Annotated in this window: 13 protein-coding genes and 4 tRNA genes; 7 read left to right on the top strand and 10 right to left on the bottom strand. The window is 70.7% G+C overall.

Annotation, left to right across the window (positions count from 1 at the left end):
• Positions 1-188: 188 nt before the first annotated feature.
• Positions 189-1,169, top strand: a complete 981-nt coding sequence (locus tag ACGFWE_RS05260) for an acyl-ACP desaturase (RefSeq protein ID WP_352380790.1) — start codon at positions 189-191, stop codon at positions 1,167-1,169.
• Between the two features lie 91 nt (positions 1,170-1,260).
• On the top strand, positions 1,261-2,097 hold the full coding sequence (locus ACGFWE_RS05265) for a hypothetical protein (RefSeq protein WP_352380792.1): 837 nt from the start codon (positions 1,261-1,263) through the stop codon (positions 2,095-2,097).
• 29 nt (positions 2,098-2,126) lie between these two features.
• Here the strand turns inward: ACGFWE_RS05265 and ACGFWE_RS05270 are convergent.
• A tRNA-Trp gene (locus ACGFWE_RS05270) sits at positions 2,127-2,202 on the bottom strand.
• 89 nt (positions 2,203-2,291) lie between these two features.
• On the opposite strand from ACGFWE_RS05270, the gene ACGFWE_RS05275 reads away from it, so the two are divergent.
• Complete coding sequence (locus ACGFWE_RS05275) at positions 2,292-3,695, top strand: hypothetical protein (RefSeq protein WP_352380794.1); 1,404 nt, start codon at positions 2,292-2,294, stop codon at positions 3,693-3,695.
• The gene (locus ACGFWE_RS05280) at positions 3,695-5,488 is read left to right on the top strand and encodes an AAA family ATPase (protein ID WP_393597979.1); all 1,794 of its coding nucleotides are present in this window, start codon (positions 3,695-3,697) and stop codon (positions 5,486-5,488) included. The genes ACGFWE_RS05275 and ACGFWE_RS05280 overlap by 1 nt, the downstream gene beginning before the upstream one ends.
• A gap of 39 nt (positions 5,489-5,527) precedes the next feature.
• Here ACGFWE_RS05280 and ACGFWE_RS05285 read toward each other — a convergent pair whose 3' ends face one another.
• From ACGFWE_RS05285 to ACGFWE_RS05305, 5 genes are all read right to left on the bottom strand, one after another.
• Positions 5,528-6,856, bottom strand: a complete 1,329-nt coding sequence (locus ACGFWE_RS05285; RefSeq protein ID WP_352380797.1) for an SDR family oxidoreductase — start codon at positions 6,854-6,856, stop codon at positions 5,528-5,530.
• 28 nt (positions 6,857-6,884) lie between these two features.
• A tRNA-Ala gene (locus ACGFWE_RS05290) sits at positions 6,885-6,957 on the bottom strand.
• A gap of 7 nt (positions 6,958-6,964) precedes the next feature.
• Positions 6,965-7,036 (bottom strand) — tRNA-Glu (locus ACGFWE_RS05295).
• Between the two features lie 10 nt (positions 7,037-7,046).
• Positions 7,047-7,120: transfer RNA gene (locus tag ACGFWE_RS05300), tRNA-Gly, on the bottom strand.
• A 14-nt stretch (positions 7,121-7,134) separates the two neighbouring features.
• Positions 7,135-7,407: a WhiB family transcriptional regulator gene (locus ACGFWE_RS05305; RefSeq protein WP_352380798.1), complete on the bottom strand. Its 273-nt coding sequence runs from the start codon at positions 7,405-7,407 to the stop codon at positions 7,135-7,137.
• A gap of 229 nt (positions 7,408-7,636) precedes the next feature.
• Between ACGFWE_RS05305 and ACGFWE_RS05310 the strand changes: the two genes are divergently transcribed.
• Entirely contained in the window at positions 7,637-8,431 is a 795-nt protein-coding gene (locus tag ACGFWE_RS05310) for a VOC family protein (RefSeq protein ID WP_393597982.1), read from the top strand.
• Between the two features lie 14 nt (positions 8,432-8,445).
• Here the strand turns inward: ACGFWE_RS05310 and ACGFWE_RS05315 are convergent, their stop codons facing one another.
• The 3 genes from ACGFWE_RS05315 to ACGFWE_RS05325 form a co-directional block, all read right to left on the bottom strand.
• The gene (locus ACGFWE_RS05315) at positions 8,446-9,471 is read right to left on the bottom strand and encodes a LacI family DNA-binding transcriptional regulator (RefSeq protein ID WP_393597984.1); all 1,026 of its coding nucleotides are present in this window, start codon (positions 9,469-9,471) and stop codon (positions 8,446-8,448) included.
• A 177-nt stretch (positions 9,472-9,648) separates the two neighbouring features.
• Positions 9,649-10,563 carry an ornithine cyclodeaminase family protein gene (locus ACGFWE_RS05320; protein WP_393597986.1) on the bottom strand — a complete coding sequence of 305 codons (915 nt, stop codon included), beginning with the start codon at positions 10,561-10,563 and terminating at the stop codon, positions 9,649-9,651.
• Between the two features lie 14 nt (positions 10,564-10,577).
• Positions 10,578-11,549 carry a multicopper oxidase domain-containing protein gene (locus ACGFWE_RS05325; protein ID WP_352382493.1) on the bottom strand — a complete coding sequence of 324 codons (972 nt, stop codon included), beginning with the start codon at positions 11,547-11,549 and terminating at the stop codon, positions 10,578-10,580.
• Between the two features lie 198 nt (positions 11,550-11,747).
• On the opposite strand from ACGFWE_RS05325, the gene ACGFWE_RS05330 reads away from it, so the two are divergent.
• Together ACGFWE_RS05330 and ACGFWE_RS05335 are read left to right on the top strand one after the other, a co-directional pair.
• The gene (locus tag ACGFWE_RS05330; protein WP_352380805.1) at positions 11,748-14,246 is read left to right on the top strand and encodes a ThuA domain-containing protein; all 2,499 of its coding nucleotides are present in this window, start codon (positions 11,748-11,750) and stop codon (positions 14,244-14,246) included.
• Positions 14,246-16,438 (top strand): OmpL47-type beta-barrel domain-containing protein, encoded by a 2,193-nt coding sequence (locus ACGFWE_RS05335; RefSeq protein ID WP_393597988.1) that lies wholly within the window; start codon positions 14,246-14,248, stop codon positions 16,436-16,438. Before ACGFWE_RS05330 ends, ACGFWE_RS05335 begins: the two co-directional genes overlap by 1 nt.
• Here the strand turns inward: ACGFWE_RS05335 and ligD are convergent.
• The gene (gene ligD / locus ACGFWE_RS05340) at positions 16,425-17,456 is read right to left on the bottom strand and encodes a non-homologous end-joining DNA ligase (protein ID WP_393597990.1); all 1,032 of its coding nucleotides are present in this window, start codon (positions 17,454-17,456) and stop codon (positions 16,425-16,427) included. The genes ACGFWE_RS05335 and ligD overlap by 14 nt on opposite strands.
• Positions 17,457-17,473: the final 17 nt, after the last annotated feature.

Consider the following 17,473-nt stretch of genomic DNA (forward strand, 5'->3'; position numbering starts at 1 on the left):
CTCCAGCGGCCCGACCTGCGGTTCCGGGACTGCTTGTCATGCCCGGGGAACACGGCTGATCAGGGATCTTTTACGGCGCCCTTAACCTACGGTCTCGTAACCTACGGTTTCGTAGCCTACGATTCCGTAAGTTATCGGCACCGCTCGCCGACCCCTCCACATGTTTGCCGCGTCCCCCTGGAGTACCTGTGACGATCACTTCCCCTCACCTCGGCAGCCCGTCCTCGGCCTGGACCGACGCCCGTCTGCTGTACGCGTTGGAGGAAGTCGTCGAGAACGAACTCAACCGGCACCTGAAGGTCACCAAGGACTGGATGCCGCACGAGTACGTGCCGTGGAGCGACGGCCGCAACTTCCCCGGTTTCTTCGAGGACGGCGAGGCCTGGGAGAAGGGGCAGTCCAAGGTCACCGAGATCGGCCGGATCGCCCTGGTCGTGAACCTCCTCACCGAGGACAACCTCCCCAGCTACCACCACGAGATCGCCTCGCTGTTCGGCCGTGACGGCGCCTGGGGCACCTGGGTGCACCGCTGGACGGCCGAGGAGGGCCGGCACGGCATCGTGATGCGGGACTACCTGCTCGCCTCGCGCGCGGTGGACCCGGACCAGCTGGAGCGGTTCCGCATGGCCCACATGAGCGAGGGCTTCGAGTCGGACAACCGCCACTCGATGCTGCACTCGGTGGCCTACGTCTCCTTCCAGGAGCTCGCGACCCGCGTCTCGCACCGCAACACCGGGCACCAGTCCGGGGACCCGGTCTGCGACCGCATGCTGGCGCGCATCGCCACCGACGAGAACCTGCACATGGTCTTCTACCGGAACCTGCTGAAGGCCGCCTTCGAGCTCGCGCCCGACCTCACCATGATGGCCGTGCGCGACGTCATCGTGAACTTCCGGATGCCCGGTCACGGCATGCCCGGCTTCGAGCGGGCCGCCGCGCAGATGGCGATCGGCGAGATCTACAACATGCGCATCCACCACGACGACGTCATCCAGCCGGTCCTGCGCTTCCTGAAGGTCCTCGAGATCGACGGCCTCGGCCCCGAGGGCCTCAAGGCCCAGGAGGAGCTCGGCCTGTACATGAGCGGCCTGGACTCCGAGGCGTCGAAGTTCGACGAGAAGCTGGCGGCGCGCAAGGCGCGGATGGCGGCCCGCGCGGCGGGGGCCTGACGCCGGTCCGGCCGGTCCGCCGACCACCAGGTGCGGGCCGCACGCCGAATATCCGGTGCGGGCCGCCCGCCGGCCGGGGCATCATGCGGCCATGCATGACAGCAGCAAGGATCAGCGGGCCGTCGGCTTCCTGCTGGGCCTGATCGACGCCGACGCCGCCGCGCGGGTACGGCGGCGGATCGGCGCGCCGCGCACGCGCGGGAACGAACGCCGGGCCGCCTACGCCGCCCTGAAGCTGACCCCGGTCCCCTCCTCCGTGCTGGTGTGGATCCTGGAGGAGGACGACCCGGAGCTCAACGCGGCCGTCCACGGGCACGCTTCGGCCGACCCGACGATGCGGCGGGCGGTGCTGCGAGGCGTGCCGTTCGGTACGGGCCGCACGGGCCCCCTGCCCGTGGACACCGTCCTGCGCAAGCACGCGGACGAGCCGCCGGTGCCGCAGTCCGTCGTGACGCGGGGGCTCGTGGGGGCGTTGCGGGCCGCCACCGCCATGGGGCCGGCCAGAGACGCGGCGTCCATGGTGCTCGGGCACCGCGACTGGCAGACGGTCACCGCGGCCGACCGCGAGCGGCCGTTGCCCGGTTACGCCCGCTGGGCCCTGTCCGTCCGCCCGGACTGCCCGCCCGCCCTGCGCGCACAGTTCGGCAGCCACGCCAAGTTCGAGCACCGCGTCCGGCAGGCCGGTGTCCTGGCCGGTCCCGCTGCGTACGCGACCGCGCACGGGCCGGCCGCGCAGGTTCTGAGGGTGCTCTCCCTGGGCCCTGCGATGTTCCCCGCGCGCGTACGCGCCGCCGAGGACGCGCTGCGCCCCCTCGTGCGCGAGCACCTGGGCGAGCGCGAGGAGGCCTGGGCGGTGCTGGCTCAGCTCCTCGACACGTACCACGGAACGGCGCCCGAGCTGATCATGACGGCGGGCGCGATCGCCTGACCTCGTCGTCAGTCGTCAGTCGTCAGGGGGGCGGGGCGGCTGGATTCGAACCAGCGTGTTCTGGTTTTGGAGACCGGTGCGCCTGCCTCTGCGCTACGGCCCCGCCCTTGGTCCCCGAGCGTAATGCGTTGGCCCGTTGTCAGTGCGCGCTGCTACCAATGAGGCACGGGGGATTTCGGTACGGGGGGCTCGGCATGGCGTACGGAGAGCGGGGGCGGCGTGTCCCGGTGGTCGACCTGGCCGACCGCAGGGCGCTGGAGCGGTACCGCCCGGCGGACTCGGGACTGATCGAGGAGGCTCGGCGGCTGAAGGAGGCCGCCCTGCTGGACTTCGGGCTGACCGAGTCGGCGGTGGCGTCCTGGCTGTACGCCAAGTGCCGGCACCAGATCCCGACGACCGCCATCGACACCGCGGCTGTGGTGGCGTCCGGCGACGGCTCCTGCCTGCTGCTGTACAACCCGGCATTCTTCGTCGGTCTCGGCCTGGACGGCGTCAAGTTCGTGCTGTTCCACGAGGCCCGGCACCTCGTGCAGAGGCATCTGTTCACCGACCCCGGGCTACGCGCGGACCCGGTGTTCGAGCTGGCCTGCGAGGTGTCCGTCAACCATGTGGCGCTGGTCCGGCTGGGGCGGCCGCAGCTCCCCCTGCTGGACGGGCGCCCGACGGGAGTCGACCCGCGCGGGATCTACGACCTCTACGTCCTGGACCTGACGGAACACGGCCTGGAGCCGGTCGGGTACGACACGTTCACCGAGACGGACATGCGGGTGTACGGCGAGCTCAAACGCATGCACGCCCCGCCCGTCCCCGAGCGGCGGCTGTGCGTGCACCTGCGGGAGGGAGGCGTTCCGGCCGACCAGGAAACCGTGGACGCGGTCGCCTCCTCGGCGCTGCTCAACTCCCTGCTGGCGGCCCGGCGGGGGCACGCGGGCGCGGAGCGGGAGCTGCTCGACCTCATGGGCCGCACCGAGGACGGCAACAGCCGCGCCTCGCGGATCTGGGGCAGCCTGGGCGCGGGCGCCCTGCGCGGCGAGACCACGCGCACGCGTACGGTCGACTGGTGGCAGCGCTGGCTGGTCGACGTGCTCGGCTCCAGACTGCGCGACGGCGAGCGGCTGGTGTACCCGAAGAAGCGGGGCGCGCTGCTCGCCGCCCTGGGCCAGGACCCGATGCTCTCGCGGCGGGGTCCGGTGCGGGAGAAGGTGCTCGTCGTCGCCTACGACACCTCGGGCTCCATGCCGGACCACGTCGTCGAGTGGCTCACCCGGCTCGTGGGGCGCATCGACGGGGTCGAGGCGCACTGGCTCGCCTTCGACGCAGCGGTGATGCCGTTCCGGCCCGGCGAGCGGGTCTACGGCGGAGGCGGCACGAGCTTCCAGGTGGTCGCCGACTACGTGGAGGGTCGCACGGAGGTCGACGGGCGGCGGTTCGACGTCACCCCGGACGCCGTCGTGATGCTCACCGACGGATACGCCCCGCCCATCACGCCCGCCGAGCCGGACAAATGGATCTGGCTGATCACGGAGGGCGGCAACGACTGGCCGGAGACGCACACCCCCGCGATGGACTGCCATCGCGTCATCACAGGATCGCGGTAATGACGACGAAGACCGAGCAGTTGACCACCTCGCGCCTGGAGTCCTTCATCGACGCGATGATCGACATGGGGCAGACGGGGCAGATCTTCGGCGAGCACGGCATCGGCAAGACGGCGACGTTCTTCTCGCACATCGCCCGGGCGTACCCGGACGCCGGGCTGGTGTACGTCCCCGCCGCGAACCTCACGCCGGACGACCTGCTCGTCAACGCCCCGGTGCGCGACCCGCGCACCGGTGAACTGGTCCTGCGCCAGCTGGTGATGAGCCAGCTGAAGCCGGGGCGGCCGTTCGTGCTGCTCATCGACGACTCCCTGCAGGCGGGTGGGACGATCCAGTCGCAGCTGATGCAGATCGCCTGCGACTGGACGCTCGGGGAGCACGATCTGCGCGCCCTGGGCTGCGTCGGCGTCTTCCTGACGGACAACGAGTCGCTGGCCGAGACCTCGGCCCGGCGCAGCGACCTCGCGCTCCTCGACCGCATGGTGACACTGCGGATCACGGCGAACGACACCGCGTGGCGGCCGCACCTGGCCGCCAAGTACCGCCCATGGGACCTGCGTCCGGTGTTCTCGCTGTGGGCGTCGCTCTCCCCCGCCCTGCGCGAGCTGCTGTCCCCGCGCACCCTCGACCACGTCCTGGCGAACGCGCGGGAGGGCTTCCCGCTGCGCTGGGGGCTCCCGCTGGTCGACGGGGAGCGGCTGCGGCTGGCCGAGCCGGGCCGGGACGGCAGACCCGGGCAGAACCGCACCGCCGAGATCCTGGACCGGGTCGCGGAGTCGCTCGGCGTACCCAACCCCGCGACGATCCCCGACCCGGTACGACAGGTCGTGCGGGCGACGCTGCGGGGCCGCTGGACGGTGCTGCTCCAGGGCCCGCCGGGCTGCGGCAAGACGCAGTTGGTGCGGGAGACGGTGCGGGCGGGACTGGGCCGCGAGCCGCTGTACTTCTCGCTGCCCGTGACGAACGTCGAGGACCTGTGCGCGCCCATCCCCTCGGCGGACGGCACCCTGGACAACCTGCTGGCCGCGAAGTTCACCGGGCCGGAGCCCAAGGCGATCGTGTGGGACGAGTACAACCGGCCCAAGGACAAGACCGCGTTCGCCAAGCTCATGGAGATCACCCAGGAGTGGTCACTGGCAGGGCGCCGGATCGAGAACCTCCGGGCGCAGATCGCGGTGCAGAATCCGCCGTACCACCTGGGCCGCAAGATGCTGGTGGCGCGGAACAACATCGCGCAGGCGACCCGGTTCACGGCCTCGCTCCAGGTCGAGCCCGAGGACATCCCGGCCAACGAGTGGCTGCTGGCCCGGTACGGCTCGGACGCCGAGACGGTCCTGGAGTGGTGGAAGCACGACATCGACGACGACGGACGGGCCTGGATCACCAAGCGCACGCTGGAGCGGCTGATCAAGCTGCACCGGCGCGGGCTGCCGCTGGAGATGGGCACGGTCTACCTGGGCGACGGCGAGTACGCGCCCGTGCCGCTCACCGCGCTGATCGACCGCTTCCGGGGCCGCCAGGTCACCGGTCTGCGCGAAGTCGCGCGGGACGTCGAGGCCTGGGAGGCCCGCCTGAGCCGCGCCGCAGGACATTCCTCGGAGGGGGGCGACGACAGCGACGTCGTCCACCAGATCCTCGCCAACGCGGAGCTGTCCCAGCTCAGAAAGCACCGCGCCGCCGTCACCCGCCTCGTCGCCCTGCTGCCGGCGAAGCTGCGGGCGACCTATCTGGTGGGCGCGTCCGCGCAGCACCAGCGGTTCTGGACCGAGGTGTTCATCGCGATGCGCCGGTGACTCGGGGCAGGGAGCGGTACCGCTCCCTGCCCCGCCCGCTCACCACTCCGCTGCCCGGTAGTCCTTCAGGAACACCCCGGACACGGGGTCGCCCGCCTCGCCGCGCACGATCGGGTCGTACACCCGCGCCGCCCCGTCCACGACGTCCAGCGGTGTGCGGAACCCGGCGCGGGCCATCCGCTCCTTCTTCGGCGCCGGGTTCTCGTCGGTGATCCAGCCGGTGTCGACGGCGCACATGTGCACGCCCTGCGCGGCGAGTTCCGCGGCGCTCGTGCGGGTGAGCATGTTGAGGGCGGCCTTGGCCATGTTGGTGTGCGGGTGCCCGGCCATCTTGTTGCGGACGGCGAAACGGCCCTCCACGGCCGTCACGTTGACGACGTACCGGCGGGGGTGCGGGGAGGCGAGCAGCAGAGGCAGCAGGCGGTCGCACAGGAGCGCCGGGGCGAGCGCGTTGACGAGCTGGGTCTCCAGGACCTCGGCCGGGTCGAGCGCGCCGAGCCGGGCCGACCAGGAGTTCTCCGGGGACGGGTCGGGCAGGAGCCCCGCCTCGTCGGCCTCGCGCAGCGCGACGGGCAGCGCCGCGGCGCCGCCCTCCAGCATCCGCATCGAGGTGAAGCCCGGCGCCCGCCGTACCCCTTCGGGCAGTTCGTCGCGCTCGCCGGCGGCGAGGAGGGCGTACGACTCGGGCGGCCGGCGTACCGTCTGGGCGGCGTTGTTGACGAGGATGTCCAGGGGGACGCCCTCCTGGCTCAGCTCCTCGCACAGGCCGAGTACCTGGCGCGGGTCGCGCAGGTCGACCGCCATGACGGTCAGCCGGTGGAGCCACTGATCGCTGCCCGGCGCGGACCGGAAGCGGCGCACGGTGTCGTGCGGGAAACGACTGGTCACCAGCAGTTCCGCGCCGTCCCGGAGCATCATCAGGGCCAGCTGGAAGCCGATCTTCACGCGGCCGCCGGTGAGCAGCGCGCGGCGCCCGTCGAGGTCGGTGGCCAGGGACCGGCGGGCTGTGTTGTCGGCGGCACAGCGCGGGCAGAGACGGTGGTAGAAGGCGTCCACCTGTCGATAGGACGACTTGCAGACATAGCAATTGCGAGGCTTGCGGTAGACGCCTCCGTCGCCGGACACCGTCAGGGGCGCGTCCTCGCGCCGGTCGTGGGCGCCGGTCGCGGTGGCCGCCATCGCCCCCGCGTCGGCGGCCGCCGTCTCGGCACCCCGTGCCTTGCGTCGCCGCAGCCGTCCGTCGCGGGCGAAGGACGCGGCGACCTGCTCGGCGCGCAACCGCACGGGGTCGTCGACGGGCAGCTCGCGCAGCCTGCCGACCATGCGGTGGAAGGCGGCCAGCTCGCCCTCGTCGATCATGTCCCCCATGCGTCCCCGCCCCGTTCGTGCCCTGTCGTGGACCGGGTCGGATTCGAACCGACGTTCCCTTCATGCGGTGAAGGTGCGCCTGCCTCTGCGCTACCGAGCCCTTGCCATGGGCCCCGGCCGGATTCGAACCGGCGTATCCGCCCTGAGAAGGCGGCGAGTCTGCCTCTGCTCCACAGGGCCCGCGGACGCAGCCCGGGGATCGGATTCGAACCGATGTGTTTCGCCTTGGCAAGGCGGTGCGCCTGCCTCTGCGCTACGCCCGGGTGCGCTCCGGGATCCTAACCGCACTCCCGGGCCGTCGGCTCACGGTTTTCCAGCCGCCTGATGGCCAGCCGTTCCTTCTCGGAGAGGCCGCCCCAGACGCCGAAGCGTTCGTCGTTGGCCAGGGCGTACTCGAGACAGGCCGGGCGCATCTCGCACATGCCGCAGATGCGCTTCGCCTCTCGCACCGAGCTGCCCGGCTCGGGAAAGAAGAAGTCCGCCCCGGTCTGCGCGCACAACGCCTGCGCCTGCCAGGCGGGGTCGGTCGGGGTGATGGTGTCGATGTGCATGCCGAGATCGTGCCGGGCAGCGAAAAACGTTCGATCAACGCGGGATCAACAGCGGCGTTCATGCCCCCGGCCACCTTGATGGTCCTCCGCCCGGTGCGGGGGTGCACGGCGGCGCGCGGAAACGGTTCGACTCGCCGACCGGCCCGCATCGGCGTACCGGCGGCGATTGTCAGTGGACGGTGCAAGACTCGGCGGTACAGGCAGCGGGACCCCTCAGAGGAGGGCAGAGATGCTCACGACCCGTTACGTCACCGGCGCTCCCAACTGGCTCGACCTCGGCACCCCCGACATCGACGGCGCCACCACCTTCTACGGCGGCCTGTTCGGCTGGGAGTTCCAGCCGGGTCCGCCCGAAGCCGGCGGTTACGGCTTCTTCCAGCTCGCCGGCAGGACCGCCGCGGGCGGTATGCAGACCACATCGGAACAGGGCCCGCCGTCCTGGACCGTCTACTTCCAGACCCCGGACGCGGACGCCACCGCGAAGGCGGCCGAGGAGGCGCACGGCTCGGTGCTGATGCAGCCCATGGACGTGATGGACCAGGGCCGCATGGCGATCCTCGCCGACAAGGCGGGCGTGCCCTTCGGTATCTGGCAGCCCGGGCGGAACAAGGGGCTCGACGTCACCCAGGAGCCGGGCTCGCTGTGCTGGGTCGAGCTGTACACGGCCGACCTGCCGATGGCCGCCTACTTCTACCGCGCGGCGCTCGGCCTGGAGACCTACGGGGTCGAGTTCCCCGGCGGCACGTACACCACCGTGCTGCCGGACGGGCAGAGCGAGGACGGCATGTTCGGCGGCATCGTCCCGCTCGCCGACGACCCGCTGGAGGCGCGGGACGGGGCGTACTGGATGCCGTACTTCGAGGTCACGGACACGGACGGGACGGTGGCCGAGGCACAGCAGCTGGGCGGCAGCGTCCGGCTGCCCGCCACGGACGTGCCCGGCGTCGGCCGGGTGGCCAAGCTGGCCGACCCGTACGGCGCCCGCTTCGCGGTGATCAAGAGCGCGCCGCAGCAGACGCCATAGGGGGGCGGCAGGGTTCACGCCGAGGCGCGCCGTACCAGCGTGGTGGGCAGCACGACACCGGCCGGCGCGGCCCCCGCGTCCGCGGGGTCGAGACCTCCCAGGAGCAGGCGGGCCATCAACCGGCCCATCTCCTCGATGTCCTGACGGACCGTCGTCAGCGGCGGATCGGTCTGCTCGGCGACCGGCAGCATGTCGTCGAAGCCGATCACCGCCACGTCCTCGGGCACCCGGCGCCCGCGCTCGCGCAGCACACGCAGGGCACCGGACGCGGTGAGGTCGTTGGCGGCGAAGACCGCGTCCACGTCCTCGAACGTGTCGAGGAGCGTCCGCATCGCCCGCTCCCCGCCGGCCGGGGTGAAGTCGCCGGGCACGACGAGCCGCGGGTCGGCGTCGCCCATGACGTCCTTGTAGCCGTCGAGCCGGTCGGCCGCGGAGGTCTGGTCGAGGGGGCCGGTGATGTGGGCGACACGGGTGCGCCCGAGCCCTGTGAGATGCCGTACGGCCTCACGGGCTCCGCCCCGGTTGTCACTGTCGACGTACAGGATGTCCGTCGTGCCGTCGCTCCAGCCGGGCCGTCCGCCGAACACCGTGGGGACACCGGCCCGTTGGATCAGTCCGGGCAGCGGGTCGTCGAGGTGCAGGGAGAAGACGAGCGCGCCGTCGACGTGTCCTCCGGCGAGGTAGCGTCCGACGCGCGCGTGGTCGTCGCGGCCCTCGGTGAGCAGCAGCACCAGTTGATTGTCGTGGGCGGTCAGCTCCTTGCTGATTCCGCGGAGTTGCAGTGCGAAGAAGGGGTCGGCGAAGACCCGGGTCTCCGGCTCGGCCACGACCACGGCGACGGCGTCGTGGCGCCGGGTGACGAGACTGCGGGCGGCCTGGTTGGGCACGTATCCAAGCTCTTCGACAGCCCTGCGTACCCGCTCGACGAGCGGTTCCCTGACCCCGTCCCCGCCGTTCACCACCCGCGACGCGGTGGCCCGCGACACCCCGGCCCGGGCCGCCACGGCCTCCAGCGTGGGGCGCGGCGCTGTCTCGGTCACTTCGGGGCTCCTCGTCGGCGGGTGCGGATCAGGATAGCCCCGGACGAGGTCACCGGTGAGAGCGCTCTCGGGGTCGACGGAAGAGACGTACGGCCCAGGTATCCCGACCGACCGCCGCCCCGACCGGCAGCACACTCGGCCGCCGACCGGTCCCTGCCGGCCATCGCGTGACCGGGTTCAGGCCAGCAGATCCACCCGCCGCCCGATTCCCTCCCGCTCGGCCCGCTCGTACGCCGTCCAGGCCAGGGCGAGGTCCTGCCAGGGCAGGCCCACGGGTGCGTAGACCGTGCGGTCCGTGTCGTTCGTGCGGCCGGGGTGTTCCGAGCGCAGGAGTTCGCCGAGGGTGGCGTCGGCCGGCCTCAACACGCCGACACGTGAGGCCAGTTCACGGTCGTCGACGACCAGCAGCGCCGTGTCCAGGAGATCCGCCGCCAGTTCCGCCTTGCCCGGCTCGTCCGCGCCCAGGCTCGTGAAGTGCTGGCCCGGCCTGGTGTCACGCAGGTGCAGCAGCGGCTGCCTCGACCAGGTCGCCGACAGGACGATGTCGGCTGCCATGGCCACCTCCGCGGCGGAGGACAGCACACGGCCACCGTGCCGCGCGGCGAACTCCGCGGCGCGGTCGGCGGACGTGTCCTGGACGACCAGGGCGCTGCGGGGCCGTAGCGCCGCAAGCCCCCGCACCATCAACTCGGCCTGCGCTCCCGCCCCGACCACTCCAACCACGTCTGCCGGGCCGGCGAGCAGATCGGTGCCCAGGGCGGCCGCGAGCCCCGTCCGCCACGCCGTGACCGTCGCGGAGTCGAGCAGCGCCAGCAGCTCGCCGTCGGTGCCGCTGTGCAGGCAGATCACCCCGCGCAGGGCGGGCCGGGCGGCGGGGAACTTGGCGTTGACCTTCACCGTGTAGGCAGGGACGCCGGGGAGCAGGCCCGGGATCAGAGCGGTGGCCGTACCGGGGAACGGGAGGTCCGTGCGCACCCGCTGTCCCGCGATCGACTCGCTGTCCACGGTGCGAAAGCCGTCCCGCAGTGCGTCGAGGCAGGCCTCCGGCTCCAGCACCGCCTCCAGATCGCCGCGCGTGAGAAGAAGAGTCACCCGTCCATGATCCGTCAGTGCGCGTGCCCGGCCCGGTGCTCCATGTGCTCGTGCGGCTCGTATCCCGGAATCGTCCCGTCCGTCTTCTTCACCAGGAACAGCCCGACCATCCCCATGTCGGAGTGGCTCTGCACATGGCAGTGGTACATCCACGCGCCCGCCCCGACCCCCTCCCCCGCGATCACCTGGAAGCCGAAGGAGTCCGCCGGGCCCACGATCTTGTTGTCGATGACCTGGCTCGGGTCGTCGGGTCCGGTGAGCAGGCCCGTGCGGTTGTCCGCCCAGCGGTGACCGTGCATATGGAAGGTGTGGTAGTACTCACCGTGCGTGATCATCACGAACTCGACCCGATCACCCACCGTGGCCTCGAAGTTGGGCCCCGAGTGCGCCGGCTTGTTGTTGATGAGCATGTCGTTGAAGACGATGGTGTGTGTCGCGTCGGGGAGGATGTCTCCCTTGCGGCGGACGATCACCGGGCCGTAGAGGCCCTTGCGGATACCGCCCGTGCCGTGTTCCGTGCCGACCACGTGGTCGTGGTAGTGCCAGTAGCCCGCGCTGCCCGCCCGCCAGGTGCCGTCGCCGCGGCGGCCCGGCAGATGCGTGCGCCAGGTGTAGGTGCGGGTGCCGCCCGGCTCGACGTCGCTGTTGTTCAACTTCGTGCCGTCGCTGGAGATCTCGTAGTCCAGGCCGTGGACGTGCAGACTCGCCCTGACGTCCATGGTGTTCTCGAACTCGATGTGCAGGGTGTCGCCCTCATTGAGCTCGATGAGGGGTCCCGGGATGGTCGCCTTGCCCTTCTCGAGGCCGTAGCCCATCTGCCCGTCGGCGAGCTTCTCGGCGTACAGCCTGATGCGCTTGACCTCGCCGCCGCCCGGGGCCGCCTTCGCCGGACCTGTGTCGCTCCGGGCCTCCGGCGCCAGGGACAACGATGTCGCGACGGCGGCACCACCGAGCAGCACCCGCCGGTTGAAGCCACGTCTGTCCAGTGCACCCACGCAGAACTCCCCACCGTGATACGGATTTTGCGGAGACGTACCTGTGATGAACCTGTGAGACGGTACCGGCCCCCGAGCCGTTTATCCACACTCAGGACAAAGTTCGTGCGATCCCGGTCATAGGTATTGGCGAGCGACGCAAAGGGGTCTAGCTTCCATGGCGCTGTTGCTGTGACCGAGGAGGTGCCCATGCACTTACGAGGGTTGAGCGCGAGAAGCGGAGGAAGCGCGAGGAGACGGGTCTGGACGGCCACCGTGACCGCGGGGATCGTCGCCGCCGGGCTGATGTCCGGACCGGCCGCGGGGGCGCTACCGGCTCCCGATCCGTCCGCGACAACGATGTCCGTCAAGTCGCCGCCGGGCGGCGCCGATGTACGGGTGCTGGTGTTCTACGGGTCCGCGGCGGCCGGGGACGAGTCACCGGTCGTCAACGCCGGGATCGCCGCCGTCGAGCAGATCGGGCTGTCCGGTCCGGTGAACCAGCGGTTCGAGACCGAGGCCACCGACGACGCCGGAGTCTTCACCGACGAGAGGGCGCTGGGGAGTTACAACGCCATCGTCTTCCTGACCGGCGGCGGTGACGTCCTCGATGCCGAGCAGGAGGCCGGTCTGGAGGCCTACATGGAGGCGGGCGGCGGTTTCGTCGGCATCCATGACGCGGCCCGCGCCGAGCCGTACTCCGACTGGTTCACGGGCCTCGTCGGCGCCCGTCCGGCCGCCTCCAGTCCAACAGCCGTCCAGCGGGCAACCGTTGAGGTCGGCGACCGGCAGCATCCGGCGACCAGGGAGCTGCCGGTGCAGTGGAAGCGTCCCGACCAGTGGTTCAACTGGACGAAGAACCCGTCCGGTGACGTGCACACCGTGGCCCGGGTGCGCGAGTCGACGTACCGGCCGGGAGCGAGCGCCAACGGCTGGGACCACCCGGTGAGTTGGTGCCGGGACTACGACGGCGGCCGGTCCTTCTACACCGGTATGGGCGGCACGGTGTCCTCGTACGACGAGACCGACTTCCGGACCCATCTGCGCGGCGCACTGCTGTGGACCTCGCGGCTCGTGCAGGCCGACTGCAAGGCGACCATCAACGGCAACTACAGGGCCGAGCGGCTCACCCAGCCCAACCAGGCGGGGCAGAACGACCAGATCGGCGAACCGCACGGGCTGGTCACCGCCCCCGACGGACGGGTCCTGTACATCGGGCGGGGCGGCGCCGACTCCTCCCAGCCGGTGATCACCGACTGGAACAACCCGGACGTCGGAAAGGGCAAGGGCCAGATCCACGTCTACGACCCGGCGACCAAGAAGGCCACCCTGGCGGGCGAGTTGACCGTCTTCGGCAACAAGGGCGGCGGCGACGAGCTGGTGAAGGTCGAGGAGGGACTGCTCGGCATCGAGCTCGACCCGCGCTTCGAGCAGAACGGCTGGGTGTATCTGCACTACACCCCGCACGACCGGCTCAACCGCGACACCCGGATCGCCGAGCGGCGGGTCTCCCGCTTCACCCTCGACCTCGCCACGAACAAGCTGGACCTGAGCAGCGAGAAGGTCCTGCTCAAGTGGCCGGTCCAGGTGCACAGTTGCTGCCACGCGGGTGGCGGGATGTCCTGGGACTCCAAGGGCAACCTGTACATCGCGACCGGTGACAACAACTCCAGTGGCTTCAGCGGCGGTTACTCCGGCAACAACCCGCAGCCGAACTACAAGGGCGTCTCCTTCGCGGACGCGCGCCGCACCGCCGGCAACACCAACAACCTCAACGGCAAGATCCTGCGCATCCACCCGGAGCCCGACGGGACGTACACCCTGCCCGAGGGGAACCTCTTCACGGGCAAGGAGACCGCCGAGGGCGGCGGCAAGACCCGCGGCGAGATCTATGTGATGGGCGTCAGGAACCCGGCCCGCATCTTCGTCGACAAGAAGACCGACATCCTGTACGCCGGATGGGTCGGCCCGGACGCGGGCGAGCCCTCGACGACCTGGGGCCCGGCCAAGTACGACACCTTCGCCGTCATCACCAAGGCGAGCAACCGGGGCTGGCCGTACTGCATGGGCAACAAGCAGCCCTACCGGGACCGCAACCTGCCGAACCCCGACCAGCCGCTGGGCTGGTACGACTGCGGCCACCCGAAGAACGAGTCGCCCAACAACGACGGTCTGGTCAATCTCCCGCCGGTCACCGGCAACAACATCTGGTACTCCCCGCAGGGCGGCGCCCCGGACTACCCGCGGGATGCGAACGGCATCCCCTCCTACAAGCAGGCGGACGCCACGTACCTGCTGCCGTGGCTCAAGGGTGGCGGCCAGGCCGCGATGAACGGGCCGGTCTACCGCTACGACGCCGCCTCGGCGACCAGCACCGTCAAGTGGCCCTCCTACTGGGACGGCAAGTGGTTCATCGGTGACTTCTACGACGCCGACCAGCCGCGCAACGCGGTCATCACCGATCCGAAGACCCACGGGGAGGGCGGACTGCCCGTCCATTCGGAGTCGCTCAAGAAGATCGTGCCGATCGGCAACGACGGCATCAAGAACCTCATGGACTGGAAGTTCGGCCCGGACGGCGCGCTGTACGTCCTCGACTACGGGCGCGGGTTCTTCACCTCGGACGCCAAGTCGGCCCTGTGGCGCGTCACTTACACGGGCGGCGGCCCGACGCCGGCCGCCGGACAACTGGTGAGAGGAGGGCAGTGATGCGCCCCCGAGGAGCTCTGACCGTCCTGGTGGCCGCCCTGCTGATGGTGCTCGGCCTCCAGTCGACGTCCCAGGCACGCCCTGACACGGTCCCGGCGGCGGCCCAGACACTCACCTGGACCGCCGGCGACGACATCACCAAGTACACCTCCGCCCCGACGACCGCCGTCGCCGGCACGGCCACGATCGTCTTCGAGAACAGCGCGGCCACCGGCAACACCACCGGCATGCCGCACACGTTGACCTTCGTGACCAGCGACCCCGAGTTCAACAACGACGTGCAGCTCAACATCCTCGCCAACCCCAATGACGACATGGGCGGCCGCCACACCGCCGAGGTCACGCTCACGCCGGGCCGGTACTTCTACCACTGCACGATCCCAGGCCATGGCCAGATGCAGGGCATCCTCGTGGTGACCGAGGGCACCGGCGAGGACACCACCGCGCCGACGGCCCAGGCGCAGGTGACGGGTACGCAGAACGCGCAGGGCCAGTACGTCGGTTCGGCGAGCGTGGCCCTCACGGCGACCGACGAGGCCGGGGGTTCCGGCGTCGACCGGATCGAGTACGCGATCGGGGACACGGGCGCCTGGCAGCCGTACACCGCCCCGGTCGTCGTCGACCAGGTGGGCAGCCACACGGTGCGTTACCGGGCCGTCGACAACGCGGGCAACGTCTCCGCCGAGAAGAGTGTCGACTTCACGGTCGTCCCGCCGCCCTCCGACGACACCGCCCCGCCGGACACCTCGGCGACGGTGAGCGGCGAGCAGAACCCGGACGGCACGTACGTCGACATGGCGACGGTGACGGTGTCGGCCTCGGACACCGGATCCGGGGTGAACACCATCGAGTACGCGGTGAACGAGGGGAGTTGGCAGCCGTACACCATGCCCGTGATGGTGCACCAGGTCGGCAGCCACACCGTGCGCTACCGGGCGACCGACAAGGCGGGCAACGTGGCCGCCGAGAAGAGCGTCCGGTTCACGGTGGTCGCGGCGGCCCCGCAGGACACCACCCCGCCGGTGACCGGAGTGACCGTGGACGGCACCCGGAACTCGGATGGGGCCTACGTGGGCAACGCCAAGGTGACCGTGAGCGCCACGGACGTGGGCGGTTCGGGTGTCGCGGGCGTCGAGTACTCGATCGACGCCGGGCCCTACCTGGCGTACACCGCTCCGGTGGTCGTCGACCGGGCGGGCACGCACACCCTGGCGTACCGGGCGACCGACAAGGCGGGCAACACCTCGGCCGCGCGCACGGTGACCTTCACGGTGGTCGCCGGCCAGGTCCCGGCGCCCAACTGCGCGGAGTTCGACGAGCGGTTGACGGTGATCGTCGGCACGGTCGACTCCGGGGTCCCGAACCGGATCACCAACAGCCGGTGCCGGATCAACGAGTTGATCGAGGACGAGAAGGAGTGGACGTCCCACGCTCTGTTCCTCAAGCACGTGAAGACGGTCCTGGACAAGCTCTTCCGGGAGGGGGTCGTCGACGAGCGCGAGTACGACGCGATCGACGCGGCGGCCCGTGAGTCCGGGATCGGCAGGCCCGGGCAGACCGAGGGGTACCGCACGATCCTCGACGGCAGCGCAGCCTCCTTCGCCAAGTGGCAGCAGGTGGGCGGCGGTTCGTTCGCGCCGAACGGCGACGGGTCCATCACGTCCGGCACCACGAAGGACGGCCTCGGCATGCTCTGGTTCCCGGAGCACAAGTACGGCGACTTCTCGCTCAAGCTCCAGTGGCGGGACGACGCCCCGGGCACCGGTAACGCCAACTCCGGGGTGTTCGTGCGGTTCCCGTGGGTCCACGACCACCCGGAGGAGTCCCGCCCCGAGTGGGTCGCCATCAAGTACGGCCATGAGGTGCAGGTGCTCGACCGGCCCGACGGCGACATGTACAAGACGGGGTCGGTCTACGGCTTCGACCGGGTGGGGCTCGCCGGGGCCGGCGTCACCCAGAAGGGCACGTGGAACGACTACGAGATCCGGGTGGTCGACCAGCACTACTCGGTCTACCGCAACGGCGTGCTGATCAACGAGTTCGACAATATCGGCGGTCAGGACTTCTACCCGGCCCGCTCGGACGACCCGGGCACGGACGGGCGGCGGTTCTCCTCCGGCTACATCGGGCTCCAGGTGCACAGCACAACGGATGTGGTCTCGTACCGGGACATCAGGATCAAGGAGCTGTAGGAGGCGCCTTCCTCGACGTGTCCCGGCTCGGCTGTACCCGCTTGGGCTCCCCCGGCATCTTCGGATACTCGGGCGGGTACGGCAGATCGCCGAGCCCGTGGTCGTGCTCGTCACGGCGGGCCAGGTCCAGGAGGGCGTCCAGCGAGAACGCGTGATCGTCCATGTCCGCGTGCACATCGCCGAGTTCGGCGAAGCGCGCGGGCATGGTCGCGATGTCGAAGTCCTGCGGGTGCGCCTCACCGACCTCCTCCCAGCGCAGGGGCGCGGAGACGGGAGCGTGCGGGCGGGGCCGTACCGAGTATGCGGAGGCGATCGTACGGTCGCGGGCCGTCTGGTTGTAGTCGATGAAGATGCGCTCGCCCCGCTCCTCCTTCCACCACTTGATGGTCACGTGGTCCGGCATCCGGCGCTCCATCTCCCGCCCGACCGCGATCGCGGCCCGCCGCACCTGGGTGAAGGTCCAGCGCGGTTCGATCGGCACGAACACGTGCAGACCGCGACCGCCGGAGGTCTTGGGCCAGCCGCGCAGACCCCCGAACTCCTCCAGCACCGACCGCAGTTCATGCGCCGCGCGCACGGCGTCGTCGTAGTCCGTGCCGGGTTGCGGGTCGAGGTCGATGCGGAGTTCGTCGGGGCGGTCCACATCGTCGCGGCGGACCGGCCAGGGGTGGAAGGTGAGGGTGCCGTACTGGGCGGCCCACAGGACGGCGGCCTCCTCGGTCGGGCACATCTCGTCGGCGCTGCGGCCGCTGGGGAAGGTGATGTGGGCGGTCGGGATCCAGTCGGGCATGTTCTTGGGCGCCCGCTTCTGGAAGAAGTTCTCGCCGGTCACGCCGTCCGGGTAGCGCTCCAGGGTGGTGGGGCGGTTGCGCAGGGCACGCAGGATGCCGGGGGCGACGGCCTGGTAGTAGCGGGCGAGGTCCAGCTTGGTGAAGCCGCGCTCCGGGAAGAAGATCTTGTCCGGGCTGGACAGCCGTACGGTCCGGCCGCCCGCCTCCAGTTCCACCGCGTCACCCATGCGAGCCACGGTAAGCG

The sequence above is a fragment of the Streptomyces sp. NPDC048523 genome, assembly GCF_043199815.1.
Lineage (GTDB): Bacteria > Actinomycetota > Actinomycetes > Streptomycetales > Streptomycetaceae > Streptomyces.